Origin of the sequence: Enterobacter huaxiensis, assembly GCF_003594935.2 — a bacterium.
In the GTDB taxonomy this organism is placed as follows: domain Bacteria; phylum Pseudomonadota; class Gammaproteobacteria; order Enterobacterales; family Enterobacteriaceae; genus Enterobacter; species Enterobacter huaxiensis.
In genome coordinates this window covers 2,285,413-2,299,538 of the sequence record NZ_CP043342.1, presented here as the reverse complement: position 1 = coordinate 2,299,538, position 14,126 = coordinate 2,285,413, and the positions used below count along the sequence as shown (strand labels likewise).

At 58.0% G+C, this 14,126-nt stretch carries 14 protein-coding genes; 8 read left to right on the top strand and 6 right to left on the bottom strand.

Going from position 1 to position 14,126, the window contains the following annotated elements:
* Positions 1-54 precede the first annotated feature (54 nt).
* The gene (locus D5067_RS11050; protein WP_119936551.1) at positions 55-630 is read right to left on the bottom strand and encodes a helix-turn-helix domain-containing protein; all 576 of its coding nucleotides are present in this window, start codon (positions 628-630) and stop codon (positions 55-57) included.
* Between the two features lie 150 nt (positions 631-780).
* Here D5067_RS11050 and D5067_RS11045 point away from each other — a divergent pair, with 150 nt between their 5' ends.
* Both D5067_RS11045 and D5067_RS11040 read left to right on the top strand, forming a co-directional pair.
* Entirely contained in the window at positions 781-1,296 is a 516-nt protein-coding gene (locus D5067_RS11045; protein WP_119936550.1) for a GNAT family N-acetyltransferase, read from the top strand.
* Positions 1,296-1,745 (top strand): DMT family transporter, encoded by a 450-nt coding sequence (locus D5067_RS11040; protein ID WP_119936549.1) that lies wholly within the window; start codon positions 1,296-1,298, stop codon positions 1,743-1,745. The genes D5067_RS11045 and D5067_RS11040 overlap by 1 nt, the downstream gene beginning before the upstream one ends.
* A gap of 3 nt (positions 1,746-1,748) precedes the next feature.
* Here the strand turns inward: D5067_RS11040 and D5067_RS11035 are convergent, their stop codons facing one another.
* Together D5067_RS11035 and D5067_RS11030 are read right to left on the bottom strand one after the other, a co-directional pair.
* Positions 1,749-1,982, bottom strand: coding sequence for a YdcY family protein (locus tag D5067_RS11035; protein WP_119936548.1), 234 nt, complete (start codon positions 1,980-1,982; stop codon positions 1,749-1,751).
* 103 nt (positions 1,983-2,085) lie between these two features.
* Complete coding sequence (locus D5067_RS11030) at positions 2,086-3,684, bottom strand: ABC transporter substrate-binding protein (protein WP_119936547.1); 1,599 nt, start codon at positions 3,682-3,684, stop codon at positions 2,086-2,088.
* A gap of 282 nt (positions 3,685-3,966) precedes the next feature.
* On the opposite strand from D5067_RS11030, the gene D5067_RS11025 reads away from it, so the two are divergent.
* The 3 genes from D5067_RS11025 to D5067_RS11015 are packed head-to-tail and all read left to right on the top strand — an operon-like array spanning position 3,967 to position 10,455.
* Positions 3,967-5,298 carry an SrfA family protein gene (locus D5067_RS11025; protein ID WP_119936546.1) on the top strand — a complete coding sequence of 444 codons (1,332 nt, stop codon included), beginning with the start codon at positions 3,967-3,969 and terminating at the stop codon, positions 5,296-5,298.
* 4 nt (positions 5,299-5,302) lie between these two features.
* Positions 5,303-8,284 carry a virulence factor SrfB gene (locus D5067_RS11020; RefSeq protein WP_119936545.1) on the top strand — a complete coding sequence of 994 codons (2,982 nt, stop codon included), beginning with the start codon at positions 5,303-5,305 and terminating at the stop codon, positions 8,282-8,284.
* Positions 8,281-10,455, top strand: coding sequence for a virulence factor SrfC family protein (locus tag D5067_RS11015; protein ID WP_119936544.1), 2,175 nt, complete (start codon positions 8,281-8,283; stop codon positions 10,453-10,455). Before D5067_RS11020 ends, D5067_RS11015 begins: the two co-directional genes overlap by 4 nt.
* A gap of 34 nt (positions 10,456-10,489) precedes the next feature.
* Here D5067_RS11015 and D5067_RS11010 read toward each other — a convergent pair whose 3' ends face one another.
* Entirely contained in the window at positions 10,490-11,242 is a 753-nt protein-coding gene (locus tag D5067_RS11010; RefSeq protein ID WP_119936543.1) for an alpha/beta fold hydrolase, read from the bottom strand.
* A gap of 86 nt (positions 11,243-11,328) precedes the next feature.
* A complete protein-coding gene (locus D5067_RS11005) occupies positions 11,329-11,502 on the bottom strand; it encodes a GhoT/OrtT family toxin (RefSeq protein WP_119936542.1) in 174 nt (57 codons plus the stop codon).
* Between the two features lie 252 nt (positions 11,503-11,754).
* Here D5067_RS11005 and D5067_RS11000 point away from each other — a divergent pair, with 252 nt between their 5' ends.
* The 3 genes from D5067_RS11000 to D5067_RS10990 are packed head-to-tail and all read left to right on the top strand — an operon-like array spanning position 11,755 to position 12,648.
* Positions 11,755-12,081 (top strand): TehB family protein, encoded by a 327-nt coding sequence (locus D5067_RS11000; RefSeq protein WP_119936541.1) that lies wholly within the window; start codon positions 11,755-11,757, stop codon positions 12,079-12,081.
* A gap of 27 nt (positions 12,082-12,108) precedes the next feature.
* Positions 12,109-12,462: a TehB family protein gene (locus D5067_RS10995; RefSeq protein ID WP_119936540.1), complete on the top strand. Its 354-nt coding sequence runs from the start codon at positions 12,109-12,111 to the stop codon at positions 12,460-12,462.
* A gap of 3 nt (positions 12,463-12,465) precedes the next feature.
* Positions 12,466-12,648 carry a DUF1869 domain-containing protein gene (locus tag D5067_RS10990; protein WP_014070439.1) on the top strand — a complete coding sequence of 61 codons (183 nt, stop codon included), beginning with the start codon at positions 12,466-12,468 and terminating at the stop codon, positions 12,646-12,648.
* Positions 12,649-12,688: 40 nt separating this feature from the next.
* Here D5067_RS10990 and patD read toward each other — a convergent pair whose 3' ends face one another.
* Entirely contained in the window at positions 12,689-14,113 is a 1,425-nt protein-coding gene (gene patD, locus D5067_RS10985; RefSeq protein WP_119936539.1) for an aminobutyraldehyde dehydrogenase, read from the bottom strand.
* Between the last annotated feature and the right edge of the window lie 13 nt (positions 14,114-14,126).

Below are 14,126 nucleotides of genomic sequence, written 5' to 3'. Positions count from 1 at the left end.
TGTCGTGCAAATGTCAGTAGAGACTAGACCCTTATCGGACAGGCCGCTTTAGCATTACGAGCCGGACTGATTAAGCCGAACGACCAGATAAATGCAGGATTCATCCGTTTCATTGATAAAGCGGCAGTCGTTCGGTGGCCCCAGTTCCAGGCAATCTCCGGCCTTCATTTCATGCCGCGTATCCCCTTCCTGAAACACCAGCTCGCCGGACTGCAGCCAGATCAGCTGACGTGCGAGGGCGTATGACGATGCGGGCATCGGCACATCGCTGCCTGCCGGAAGCTCAACCTGGACCAGGTCGATAGGCAAATCCGTACGGGGGGACACATGGCGACGCAGGTAGTGGGACTGCGGATCGCGCCAGACGGGCTGATTGGCCAGGCGCAGAAGCTTGCCTTCCTGCATCTCCGCTCGCGCAATCAGCGTCGACATGCTGATACCAAAGGCACCGGATAACCGCGCGAGCAGCGTCGCCGTTGGGCTACTGTCCCCGCGCTCTATCTTGTGGATCATCGCCCGCGAGACGCCTGCCCGGTCAGCCAGCTCGCTCAACGACCAGCCGCGGGACTCGCGTTCGATGCGAATTCGCGCGCTAATCCGTTGATTCATATTGTCTGTCATAGTGTTCATGACGTCATACTATAGTGTATGAAGCGCATTACAATGCTGTTTTCATAACAAAAAAATATGGCTTATGCCGTAGCGGTACGGGCGGTCTCTTGTGTAATATCGTGACAATATCGTACTACTATAGTGAACAGTACACAGAGAGGGTCACCCATGATTGTTCGTCATGCCAGCAAAGAGGATTGCGCCGCGATCGGCGAAATATATAACCACGCGGTGCTGCATACGGCCGCTATCTGGAACGATAAAACCGTCGATACCGACAACCGCATTGCGTGGTTTGAAGCGCGCACGCTGGCGGGTTATCCCGTTCTGGTCATGGAGAATGAGGGCGTGGTGGCAGGATATGCCTCTTTCGGCGACTGGCGCGCGTTCGACGGTTTTCGCCATACGGTTGAGCACTCTGTCTATGTTCACCCGCAGCACCAGGGCAAAGGCATTGGCCGGTCGCTCATGGAAGCGTTGATCGTCGAAGCGCGCAAAATCGGTAAACACGTGATGGTGGCCGGGATTGAGGCGCAGAACCAGACGTCGATTCACCTGCACGAAACGCTTGGCTTTGTCACCACCGGGCAGATGCCGCAGGTGGGCACCAAGTTTGGCCGCTGGCTGGATTTAACCTTTATGCAGCTGCAGCTCGACGAACGCAGCGATCCGGACGCAATCTGATGAATCAATCGTTAACGCTGGCATTTCTGGTCGCGGCAGGTATTGGGCTGGTAGTGCAAAATACCCTGATGGTGCGCATCACCCAGAACGCATCCACCATTCTCATCGCCATGCTGCTCAACTCGCTGGTGGGGATTGTGCTGTTTGTCACCATTTTGCTGATCAAACAGGGCTTCGCCGGTTTTAACGAACTGGCATCGACGATCCGCTGGTGGACGTTAATCCCGGGCCTGCTGGGGTCATTTTTTGTTTTTGCCAGTATTAGCGGGTATCAGAATGTCGGCGCGGCAACCACAATTGCCGTGCTGGTCGCCAGCCAGCTGATTGGTGGGCTGGCGCTGGACGTGCTGAGAAGCCACGGTATTCCGCTGCGCGCGCTGGTTGGCCCGGTGTGCGGTGCGGTGATGCTGGTGGTGGGCGCCTGGCTGGTGGCCCGCCGCCAGTTCTGACGGTCAGATAATGGTGCCGCCCTTCGTCAGATGCTCGTGGCGCGCTTCCATCTCTTCTTTATGCTGCTTCCCGTGATGCGCAATGGCGGTACGCAGACGCTGCTGCTGCGCGTAGCGATCGTCGCGGCTGAGCTCTGCATCATCGCTAAGCTCAATCAGCAGCTCGTTCATGTGGGTGATGACGCTCTCTTCTACGGCAGCGTCCACGCGGGCAATCACTTCGCTTAAATGTGACATTGTCACTCCTTGTTTAAAAGCCCGGTGGCGCTACGCTTACCGGGCCTACGGGTGCGTTATGTAGGCCGGGTAAGGCGTAGCCGCCACCCGGCATCTCATGCACTTAGTTCAACTTCGCTTTCGAGAAATCACTTCCCATCAGGCTAACGCTGTAACCCGTGATATTGCTGCGGGTGGCATAGAAGGTTTTACCGTTTGCCAGTGCAATCCACGGAGCCTGCTGGTAGAAGATTTCCTGCGCCTGGCCGTAGAGCTTCGCGCGCTCAGCCGGGCTGCTGGTCAGTTTGGCTTTTTGTACCAGGTCATCATAACCCTTATCACACCAGCGTGCGGCGTTCGATCCGGTTTTGATGCTGTTACAGCCCAGCAGCACATCAGCAAAGTTATCCGGGTCGCCGTTGTCGGACATCCAGCCAAACAGCGCCGAGTCGTGCTCGCCCTTACGCATCCCGGAAAGGTATTCGCCCCACTCGTAGGAGACAATTTTTGCCTTCACGCCCACTTTCGCCCAGTCGGCCTGAATCATCTCCGCAATGCGGCGCGAGTTCGGGTTATACGGACGCTGAACCGGCATCGACCACAGCGTGACCTCCGCGCCCTGCTCCAGACCGGCCTGCTTCAGCAGTGCTTTCGCTTTTTCGGGATCGTAGCCGTAATCCTTCAAATCTTTGTTGAAGCCCAGCATGTTCGGCGGGATAGGCGATTTTGCCACCGTGCCGGACCCCATGAAGACCGCATTCACGATCGCTTTTTTATCGGTCGCATAGTTCAGGGCCTGGCGAACCAGCACGTTATCGAACGGCTTTTTCTCGGTATTAAATGCCAGATAGCCCACGTTGAGCGCATCCACCGAGTGGAGCGTCAGGTCTTTATTTTTCTTGATCGCATCAAACTGAACCGGCGACGGCGCAGGAATAATCTGGCACTCGTTGGTCTGCAGCTTTGCCAGACGAGTTTCGACATTCGGCGTAATGGAGAAAATCAGGTGTTTGGTCGGAACCGCCCCATCCCAGTAGTTTGGGTTTGCGACGTAGCGGATCAGCGAGTCAACTTTGTACTGTTGCAGCACATACGGACCGGTGCCGATAGGCCAGGTGTCAACGTTCTCCGGCGTTCCCTTCTTCAGCATCGCGTCACCGTATTCGGCAGACAGAATCGACGCGAAGTCCATTCCCCAGTCTGCCAGAAACGCGGCGTTAGGTTCGCTCAGGGTAAACTGGACATGATAATCATCGACCTTTTTCACATCCTGAATCAGCTTGTCCAGACCAACGTCGTTGAAGTATTCATAATTACCCTGCGAGACGTTATGGTACGGATGCTTAGGGTCTTTCTGACGCATCACGGAGAAAATAACGTCATCCGCGTTAAAATCACGGGTCGGCTTAAAGTATTTATTGCTGTTGAACTTCACCCCTTTGCGCAGCGCAAAGGTGTAGGTCTTACCGTCCGGCGAAATGGTCCAGGACTCCGCCAGCGACGGAACCGGCGTGTTCTTGACCGGGTCAAAATTGATCAGGCGGTTGTACAGCACCTGCGAGCTGGCAACAAAAGTGGGTCCCGAGCTGGCGATTTGCGGGTTGAACGATTCGGGTGATGCCTCGGAGCAGTAGATGATGGTGTCATTGCCTGCCGCCCATGCGGCGCTTGCCGGTAAAAGCGTGCTCAGCGCAAGGGCGAGCAGTGTTTTCCCTGTAGACATGGTTATAACCTTAATTGTTTTATTATAAAGGTGAGTAATAACAGCACAGCCGTTATCACCTGGCAAATAACGAAACACTATCAGGTTATTCTAAAGCAGCGTTTTTCGCTGGTTTTACATTCAGCGCGCAAAAATTGATTTGCCTTAAGTGCCATTGTTCGTCAAGCACAACCGTCACGATCTATGCGGCAAGAAATCAGTCCTTTTGGCGTCTCCTCAGCCGTTTGCTTGCTTTCCGGTTTCGTTAAAGTAACGGTGTGAAGAAGTCTATGGGACCAAATCGTGGCAAAAACACTTTTACGCAGCGGTAATCTGGATGATTTTCAGGCCGTTGGCGGCGGCGGACAGGCCGTTTTTGAATCAGCGTTGCAAATCCGTGAAGCGCTTCGTTTGCGCAGGCAACAGGCCATTGTGGATTGTCTGGCCATTCCTCAGGTGAACGACGGCGGGGATCGCGTTGACTGGTATTCTCCCGTTGACGGTGCGGTCTTAAGCTGGAAAGCGGCAGATGAAGACGATCGCTACCGCGCGCTGCGCTACCTGGAAAACACCCTCGCCAGCGTTGAATCGCTGAGCAAAAAGTGTATGCAGTCCCCCAAAACGGCACAGCAGCTGTTTGGCTCCCTGCTTTCGAAAGCCTTTCAGTTCCCCGGCGAAAACTTCCTGTTCCTGGTCGACGGCAAGCCGGTTATTTGCTTCTGGGGCTTTGTGAACCTTAACGAGAATGCGCGCGACGACGTGCTCGCCTGTCTGCGTCAAGCCCTCGTTCCCGAGCCTGACCCGGTGGTTATTGACGATCCCGAACCCGAACCCGAGCCGATGCCGGTTGTCACGTTTGAACAAGCCGACGAGCCGCTTATTACCCCCGCAACGACCGTTCGAATCACCGACGATGCGCTTTACGAGCCAGAACCAGTGCGGATGAGCGTTCCGCCTGTTGAAGAACCCGCACCGGTAATTGTCCCCAAAAAACGCCGCGTCCCCCTGTGGTCGCTGCCTGTAGCAGCAGTGATTGTGGCGGCCGTTGCCACCCCGCTGTTATGGCCGAAGCCGGCACCCTCTGCGGAGCCCGTCGTGGCTATGCCAGCCCCTGCGCCCGTAGCCATCGCCCCTAAACCCGTTAAGACGGTCGAACCACTGGCACTGACGCTTCCGCTGCATCAGGCCGACGTTCTTGCGCCGAAAGCGGTAGAGCCCGCTCCCGAGCCCGTCGTTATAGCCGCGATCCCGAAAGATGCCATGGTCATGGAGGCCAACCAGGTCAAAGCCGGTTCGACGCGCTTCCTGAACGGCACCTGGCGCGCCATGCTGGACGTTAAAGATCCGGTGACCGGCAAACCACCGTCCCTGCGCTATCAGATCCAGAACAACAAAGGCACGGCCCGCGTGGTTCACGGTGACAATATCGTTTGCCGCGTTGAGGTCTTCTCCGGGCTGCACAGCAACGGCGAGCTGATGATCAAAACCCGCGGTAACGCTCGCTGCACGGACGGTTCGCGCTATCCGATGCCTGAGGTCGCCTGCAAAGCCGGCACCAGCGATGTGGCGGAATGCAGCGCACGGTATGACGCCAAAACCGTTGTTCCACTGACGTTCAAGAAAGCAGGTGCCTGACCCTATGCTGGTTAATCTTTGCGATTACAAACAGAGCGTAACGCTCATCGCCAACAGCGGCGTGCAGTTTCTTGATTTTGGCCTGACGCCGCAGGATACCGCCAACAACGGTCGCTTCGTGCGTAAAACGGCAAACGGCCCGCTGCTGCGCCTGGATTTCGACGTGGTTAATGGCCGCTACACCCTTCCCGCCGCGGGAGGCGGCCTGCCGGAAGTCGTGAAGCCGGAAACGACAATCCCGCTGCATCACTCCCTGGCGATCCTCGACGGCGTATGGCTGCCTGTCCCGTTCCTGCGCTTTAACCCGCCCCGCACGTTTGTGGATGGCCCGGATAACTGGGCGCGCGTGCAGGTGCGAAAGCTGGATGCGCCGGATACCGCAGGCAATACCCATCGCGTTACCCTCGCCCTCGACAGCCAGATTGCGGAGCACGCCACGTCCGCGCTGTCGCCGGTTGAGAACGATATTCTCAACGGCACCCGTTTCGCCCTCGCCTGGCGCGATGATGAGGTGGCAAGCTTCCTTGACCTGACCTGGATTGACGGCTGGCTGCGCGAAGCCTTTACCCAGTTTGCAACCGGCGTGGAAAACCGCGCGGAGCGGGATTTACACCAGGCGATGCGCAGCTTTGAGTACCAGGCACACTGGCTTAACCTGCTGTCCATGCTCGGAGAACAGCTTACCGTTCCTGAAGTGAAGTTTGTGACGCACACGCTCAGCACGCCCGCTATCCCGGTTGATTTGATCCTCGACGTGGGGAACACCCATACCTGCGGCGTCATTATTGAAGATCACGGCGATGCGAACGATGGCCTTCGACAGACCGCCGAGCTTCAGGTGCGTTCATTAAGCGAACCCCAGTTCCTGAACGAGCCACTCTTTACCAGCCGTCTGGAGTTTTCTGAAGCCCGTTTCGGCAAGCAGCACTTCTCGGTGGAAAGCGGCCGTGAAGATGCCTTCGTCTGGCCCTCTATCGTTCGCGTGGGCGATGAGGCGCGCAAGCTGGCGATGCAGCGTCTGGGTACCGAAGGCAACAGCGGGATCTCCAGCCCGCGTCGCTACCTGTGGGACGAAACGCCGGTGGTACAGGACTGGCGCTTCAGCCAGATGAACAGCAAAACCCAGCGGGAACCGCTGGCTACCGCGTTCCCGCTGATGAACCTGATGAATGACGACGGCGAGCCGCTGTTTACGCTGCCACAGGATGAGCGCCTGCCGGTCTTTTCGCCGCAGTACAGCCGCAGCACGCTGATGACGCATATGCTGTGCGAGCTGCTGGCGCAGGCGCTGGGGCAGATTAACAGCGTCGCGACCCGTTTACGCCTGGGCTTCCCGGCCTCTCCGCGTCAGCTGCGCACGCTGATCCTGACCCTGCCCTCGGCGATGCCGAAGCAGGAGCGTGAAATCTTCCGTCGCCGCATGTTCGAAGCCATCGCCATCGTCTGGAAGGCGATGGGCTGGCACCCGCAGGACGAGGATTTCGCCAGCCGCAAACAGCAGGAAAAAAGCGTGGTGCCGGTTCCTGAGATCCAGATGGAATGGGACGAGGCCAGCTGCGGCCAGCTGGTGTGGCTGTACAATGAGGCCATCTCCCACTTTGGCGGCCAGACGGAGGCCTTCTTCGCCTCTTTCGCCCGCCCGGACCGCGAGCCTGAGCCGGGCGTTCAGCCGGGACGTTCCCTGCGCGTTGCCTCAATCGACATCGGCGGCGGCACCACGGATATGGCGATTACGCATTACCAGCTGGATGACGGTTCCGGTAACAACGTTAAAATTACCCCGCAGCTGCTGTTCCGCGAAGGGTTTAAGGTTGCCGGAGACGACACCCTGCTGGACGTGATCCAGCGCTACGTGCTGCCTGCCCTGCAAACCCAGCTGCAGAAAGCGGGCATTGCGGACGCTTCCCTGCTGATGGCATCGCTGTTTGGTGATTCCGGACGCATTGATACGCAGGCCGTGCTGCGCCAGCAAACGGCGCTTCAGCTCTTTATGCCGATTGGTCATGCGATCCTGGCGGCGTGGGAAGCCAGCGACATCGACGATCCGCTGGCGGGGCTGCATGCCACCTTTGGCGATCTCCTTGTGCAGAAGCCTACCCGCAACGTGATGAACTACCTTCAGCAGGCCATCGATCACGCCCTGCCTGCGGGCTCGGATGCGTTTGATCTCTTCGCCGTTCCGCTGCACGTGAATTTCCGCGAGATGCAGGACGCCATGCTGGCAGGACAGTTCACGCTGGCCTCACCGCTGCACGCGGTGTGCGAGGCGATCTCCCACTACAGCTGCGATATTTTACTGATCACCGGCCGTCCGGGCTGCCTGCCGGGCGTGCAGGCCTTGATTCGTCACCTGCAGCCCGTGCCGGTAAACCGTATCGTCTGGCTGGACAAGTATCAGGTCCACGAATGGTATCCGTTCAGCCAGCAGGGGCGCATCGGCAACCCGAAATCGACCGCCGCCGTCGGCGCGATGCTCTGCAGCCTGGCGCTTGATTTACGACTGCCGCGCTTTAACTTTAAAGCGGCCGATATCGGCGCCTACTCTACGGTGCGCTATCTGGGCGTGCTGGATAACACCATCAATACGCTGCGCGAAGAGAACGTCTGGTATCAGGATATCGACCTCGATAAGCCGGGCGCAAAGCTCGACGCGCGCCTGCACTTCCCGCTGCGCGGCAACGTCACCCTCGGGTTCCGCCAGCTGGCGAACGCCCGCTGGCCCGCGACGCCGCTTTATACGCTGAGCATCAACTCTGCCGAGCTGGCGAAAGCCATTGCGGGCGACGGCGTGCTGAACGTGCGCCTGAAGCTTCGCGGCGGCAATAAGCAGGAAGGCCCGGAAGCGTTTGAGCTGAGCGATGCCTGGCTACAGGACGGCACGCCGGTTCCACCGGATGCGTTGACCTTTAAACTGAATACTCTGGCCGATCGCCGTCATAGCGGTAGCCACTACTGGATCGACAGCGGGAGCGTATACCTGAAATGACTGCGACGACTGCCACCACTCAGGCCTTAATCGAGTGGATTAACGAGACGCGCCTGCACGCCCCGATGCTGGATAACGATGCCGATGCCCTGCTGGCGCGATTAAACGCCGCGCAGGCGCGGGAACAGGCGATCGACCGCGCGTTTGCCAACCCGAGCAGCATTGGCTTGTACGGCCATTCTCAGGCGGCGAAAGCCCACCTGCTGACGTCACTGTGCGGCAGCGGTAACGGTCGGCTGAACGTAACGCCCGGCCAGCGTACTTTCGACTACTTCTCGCATATTAATCCGGGCCATGCCCTGACGAATATGGCCATTCGCTTTACCCGTGAACAGCGTGAGATTGCCGATGAGGCTTTCCCCCTGCGCCTGAGCCTGGTGACCGAAGCCGAACTGGTGCAGCTGTTTATTGCGCGCACCACGCTGCACCCGCAGATCCGCCCGGTGGAAAAATCGGTCATTGAAACCCGGCTTGAAAAATGGCGCGCCCTGCGTCAGCCGCAGGGCGTTCCGGGGATCGCCTCGCAGGAAGTCGGTGCGATAGCTCGCTTCTGGCAAGGTACCGTGCCGGTCGCAAAACAACAGATCGATGACGCCCTGTGGCACCAGTTTGCGCTGCTGGTTCCGTCGCTCGATCTCAGCACCCGCGCCAGCGTCTGGTCGCTGCTGTGGGGAGAACAACAGGAGTTAACCCAGCAGTGGCTTAAGCTCGCGCATGTTCTCCACCAGACCAGCCATGCCCCCACGCTCGCCGCCCCGCTGAGCCTGCTGGTGGATAATTTTGGCCTGCCGGGCGAAGGTTTTCTGACGCACGACGATCTTTCCGCGCCGGGAGCCCAGGAAGCGCTGCTGCATCCAGTGAGCAACGGCGAGATGCTTAACGCCATCAGCATTCCCGTCGACACGCTGGCGTTACTGACCCGTGAGCTGGTGCTGCCGGTTGAAGGCTGCGTGCTTGATAATGTCGACATCATTGATATCCCGGCGCTCTCCGTCGAGAACACGCCGCTGCTGACCCAGGCGAAAAGCCTGTGGCTGCTTGAGCACTATCGCCAGCAGCTGCAGCCCGACGTGCTGGTTATCTGTAACGCGACCGCGCAGCATGCGCAAACGGCCAAAACGGCCAAAACGCTGCTGAACTGGGTCAAAGAGACACAGCCTCCCGAAGCGTCCGCGCTGCCGGGGCTGGTCTGGGCCATCACGCCGCACGACGCGCGTTTTACCACGAAGCAAAATCTCGATGAGGCCGTGCAGCAGCTGCTGGGTAAACCGGGCCTGCGCTGGGGTACGCTGCAGGCGCTGGATACGCACAGCATGCAGCGCGTGATCGAGTGGCTATCACAGGCCACCCTGGCGGCGCAGCGTCAGGAGCGGCTGCGTGCGTTGAAACGGCTATTGCAGCAGGACCTCTCCTCGCTGATGCAGGCTTACCTGTCACCGCTCGCGCTTGCGCCGGGCGAAAGACGTGCTCAGGCGGAAAATATGGTGCGCATGCTGCAAAACAGTGCCGCACGACACGGTGAGCTGCTTGAAGGACTTCTGCCGCCGTTGAAAGCCTTTGAGACGCTGCTGGCGGTTCAGCAGCCCCGGGAAGAACAGGTCAACGGGCTGTTTACCGACGTGATTGATCTGTTCGCGGAGGGCACGCCGGAAAGCAGCGGCGCTCTCCAGACCAAAGACAACGCGCGTCTCGCGCATAAGGTCTGGATTAACCATCTGCGCCAGTGGAGCCGAAATGACGCCGCGGCAGCCCGTTTAGGCCTGGAGCCGGCGGTGCTACAGCAGATTGCCGACGTGCTGATCGTCTCAAGCTATCGCCTGAATCTGCCGCTGCAGCTGCAGCGTATCGTTGAGGCAGATAAAGGCAGCGCGGCACAACTTCATGCGGTGATAGGGAACTTCGTTGGCTGGCTCGGGTATGAGCAGACGCCGGCGTCAGAACGTCCGGCAAGCCGGGTCCGTAAAGGTCAGGCAATTTTTGTTACGCCTGTCGTCAGCAGCGCTACGCCGCGCCTTACCCGCCTGGGCGAGCAGCCTGTTCATGCTGCTACCGTCTACGTTTACGACTGGCTGGTGGCGCTTTATAGCCGGGCCATCGATAACATTGACTATCAGCATCCGCACGACGTTCAGCCTGCCGCACGTAAACAGCTCCAGGCTATTTTGCGCTAACGTTTTCCGCCCGCAGCAGTGCGGGCTGTTACGCTTACGTCATGCAGTCGGCTAACGCCTGCGCCAGCGCTGACGGGTTTTCCCACGACATTGAGTGCCCGGCTTCGGGTATGATTTTTATCGTCACGCCCTGCTGCTGAATTTCGTCGAAATCCGGATCGGGTAAAGACCATGCGCCAAAAATGAGGGTCACCGGGCAGGTTAACGATAAGAACTGCGTTGCCCATTCGGGTTCAACGCCAGCCACCAGGCTTGACGCCTCGCGCCACACGGCATATGGGGCATTGCTCTGCAAACTTCCCGCCCAGGCGGATGTCTCTGCCTGGAGCATCGCCTTGTATCCCCGTTCCACAAACTCAGACTCGGCCTGCGCGGCAATTCCGCGGCTGAACGTGCCGCCACCCGCATGGAAATTAGGCTCTGAGACGATCAGTCCCTTCAGGCCGGAGGGGAGCAAGGCCGCCGTTTCGATGGCAATACTGCCCCCCATGCTGTGCCCATACAGCCAGAACGATTCGAGTTTGAGGTATTTCAACACCTCAACGACCACCTGCGCCTGCTGGCTGGTGCGATAGCTATAGTCTGCGGGTTTGTCGCTGTAGCCGCTGCCGGGGAGATCGATAAGAATGGCTCTGCGCGTACCAAAATGAGGGTCACTTACTACGCGGGGATATTCATAAGAAGAGGCACAGCCAAGACCGTGGACGAACACCAAGGGATCGCCGGTGCCGGGAAGATCGTGCCAGCGTACATGGCAGCCGGCTATCTGTGAATACAAGCTGTTCATAAGCATTCCTTTGTTGATGTACTGTGTATTTATACAGCCATCAGTACAGGAATGCTATAGCCGGTTTTTAAAACGGGAAGCGTGGTTCAGAAAAGTGAAATCAGCAGCGCAACGGGGAAGCTCATCGGCCAGGTAGACCCGACCAGAAATGCGCTCAGCAGCCGAATACGTTTTTTATCTTTTGTCAGGAACCAGGTAATAAGTGCGCAGATGGACGCCATGATTGCGTAAAAAACCAACATCTTATGATACAACGTCATTCTGTTTACCTGTTTACCTGTGCCGTAAAAATAACCGCACGCAATATGCGTCATACGTTGACACAGATCAAGTTTTTTCGTTACATCATAACCACTTAATTATTATGGATAATAACAACTGGGTATGGCATGTAACAATCGTAGGGCAAGCCAGGTCATCTTTTGGGATAACATGCATTATAAATGCACTTTTTGATAAATCCTCCCCGTCAGAAAGCAGTGTAATAGAGGCAGGCTTTTAAGGGAGGACACATGCTACGCATTCCGCAAAGTTGTATTCACACCCGTTCCACACCTTTCTGGAACAAAGAGACGGCACCCGCAGGAATTTTTCAGCGGCATCTCGACACGGGCACTTGCCCTGGCGTTTATCCTCGCCTTTCGGTCTCGCAGGGAGCGGTACGTTATTTAGGCTATGCTGATGAATTCACGCCAGAGCCTGACAGCGAGCTGATTATCGATGCGGGTCATTTCGGCGTTTTTCCGCCTGAGAGATGGCACCACATCGAAGTCATGACGGATGACACCCTGTTTAATATCGACTTCTTTGTCGAACCCGACGTGCTGAAGTCTCTTTAAGTGCCTGACACCGAAAAGGAAACCATTATGCTACGTATTCCTGAGAATTTTGTTCATACCCGCGCCACCCCGTTCTGGAATAAAGAAACCGCGCCGCAGGCCCTCTTCACCCATCACAATACAAAAGCCGGGGTCTACGGGCGCCTGTCCGTTATGCAGGGTGCCGTGCGCTATTTTGGCTTTGCCGATGGCGATGCCACGGAGCCGGATCTTGAGCTGGTGATTGAAGCCGGTTCTTTTGGCATTTCCCCGCCGCAGAAGTGGCACCGCATCGAGCTGTTAACCGACGATACCTACTTCAATATCGACTTTTTCGCCGATCCTGAGGTCACGCTGACCGGTGCGGGTATTGGTAAAGTGGTTAACACGCATAAGGAGTAAACCATGGGTAAGGCAACTTATACCGTGACCGTCACCAATAACAGCAACGGCGTGTCGGTGGATTATGAAACTCAGGCCCCGATGGAGCTGTTAATCCCTGACGTCGCGGCAGACGTGGTCAAAGACCTGGTGAATACCGTCCGGGCTTACGATACCGAAAATGAACACGAGGTATGCGGCTGGTAGGACGAAATACCCGGCAGCGAAGGCTGCCGGGGTTCTGCTCTTAGTGTTTTATCATGACATGCCGCACGACGGTATAATCCTCCAGCCCGTACACCGACATATCCTTCCCGTAGCCCGATAGCTTCATGCCGCCGTGAGGCATTTCGCTCACCAGCATGAAATGGGTATTGACCCAGGTGCAGCCGTACTGCAGCCGCGCGCTCAGGCGATGCGCGCGCCCAACGTCGGTTGTCCAGACGGACGAGGCAAGCCCGTATTGGGAATCGTTGGCCCAGGCCAGCACCTGCGCCTCATCGTCGAACGCCGTCACGCTGACCACGGGACCAAACACCTCGCGCTGAACGATCGCGTCATCCTGCTTCGCTCCGGCCAGCAGGGTTGGCTGGAAGTAATAACCGGGCCCCTCTTTCTTGCTCCCGCCGGTCACGACGCTGATATGGCCCAGCGCTTTGGCGTCATCAACCGCACTGCAAACGCGCGCCAGGTGAGCAGCAGAACTCAGCGGACCCAGCTCGGTGGACTCATCTTCCGGCGCGCCCATCTTCAGGCTGGCAACGGCGGCCCCGAGCTTTTCAACCAGCGCATCATAAATTCCCTTCTGGGCATAGATGCGGCAGGCCGCGGTACAATCCTGTCCGGCATTGTAGAAGCCGAAGGTGCGCACACCTTCCACCACCGCATCCAGATCGGCATCGTCAAAGACAATAACCGGCGCTTTACCGCCCAGCTCCATATGCGTACGTTTAACCGTCGAGGCCGTATGGCCGATGATATGCTCTCCGGTCGCAATGGAGCCGGTAAGCGAGACCATGCGCACCTTCACATGCCCGGTGAGCGGGTCGCCCACGGTTTTGCCGCGTCCAAAGAGAACATTCAGCACGCCCGCCGGGAAGATCTCTTTGGCCAGCTCAGCGAGCTTCAGGGCCGTCAGCGGGGTGATCTCGGAGGGCTTTATGACCACGCAGTTTCCTGCCGCCAGCGCGGGCGCCAGCTTCCAGGCCGCCATCATCAGCGGGTAGTTCCACGGCGCAATGGAGGCAACCACGCCTACCGGATCGCGGCGGATCATCGAGGTATGCCCCTCAAGATATTCCCCGGCGGCAAGCCCGTTCAGGCAGCGTGCCGCCCCGGCAAAGAAGCGGAAGACATCGACCACGGCGGGAATTTCATCCCCCAACGCGCAGTGCAGCGGCTTGCCGCAGTTTAGGGACTCCAGTCGAGCAAACTCCTGCGCATGCGCTTCAATCACATCTGCCAGCCTTAACAGATATTCAGAACGGGCTTTTGGCGTCGTCTGGCCCCAGGCTCCAAACGCGCGATCGGCTGCCTGCACGGCGGCATCCACCTGTGCAGCAGAGGCTTCAGCGATCTCCAGCAGCACCTCTCCGGTGGCGGGATTATAGACCGGCTGTTTTTCCCCTTCGCCGGCAATCAGTTCACCATTAATCAGCAGTAGATTTTGCATAGCATTGTCCCGT

Coding starts and splice junctions, on each gene's coding strand:
- D5067_RS10995 (WP_119936540.1), top strand. CDS start 12,109: ATGCTACGTATTCCTGAGAATTTTGTTCATACCCGCGCCACCCCGTTC.
- D5067_RS11020 (WP_119936545.1), top strand. CDS start 5,303: ATGCTGGTTAATCTTTGCGATTACAAACAGAGCGTAACGCTCATCGCC.
- patD (WP_119936539.1), bottom strand. CDS start 14,113: ATGCAAAATCTACTGCTGATTAATGGTGAACTGATTGCCGGCGAAGGG.
- D5067_RS11015 (WP_119936544.1), top strand. CDS start 8,281: ATGACTGCGACGACTGCCACCACTCAGGCCTTAATCGAGTGGATTAAC.
- D5067_RS11050 (WP_119936551.1), bottom strand. CDS start 630: ATGAACACTATGACAGACAATATGAATCAACGGATTAGCGCGCGAATT.
- D5067_RS10990 (WP_014070439.1), top strand. CDS start 12,466: ATGGGTAAGGCAACTTATACCGTGACCGTCACCAATAACAGCAACGGC.
- D5067_RS11030 (WP_119936547.1), bottom strand. CDS start 3,684: ATGTCTACAGGGAAAACACTGCTCGCCCTTGCGCTGAGCACGCTTTTA.
- D5067_RS11035 (WP_119936548.1), bottom strand. CDS start 1,982: ATGTCACATTTAAGCGAAGTGATTGCCCGCGTGGACGCTGCCGTAGAA.
- D5067_RS11045 (WP_119936550.1), top strand. CDS start 781: ATGATTGTTCGTCATGCCAGCAAAGAGGATTGCGCCGCGATCGGCGAA.
- D5067_RS11010 (WP_119936543.1), bottom strand. CDS start 11,242: ATGAACAGCTTGTATTCACAGATAGCCGGCTGCCATGTACGCTGGCAC.
- D5067_RS11000 (WP_119936541.1), top strand. CDS start 11,755: ATGCTACGCATTCCGCAAAGTTGTATTCACACCCGTTCCACACCTTTC.
- D5067_RS11005 (WP_119936542.1), bottom strand. CDS start 11,502: ATGACGTTGTATCATAAGATGTTGGTTTTTTACGCAATCATGGCGTCC.
- D5067_RS11040 (WP_119936549.1), top strand. CDS start 1,296: ATGAATCAATCGTTAACGCTGGCATTTCTGGTCGCGGCAGGTATTGGG.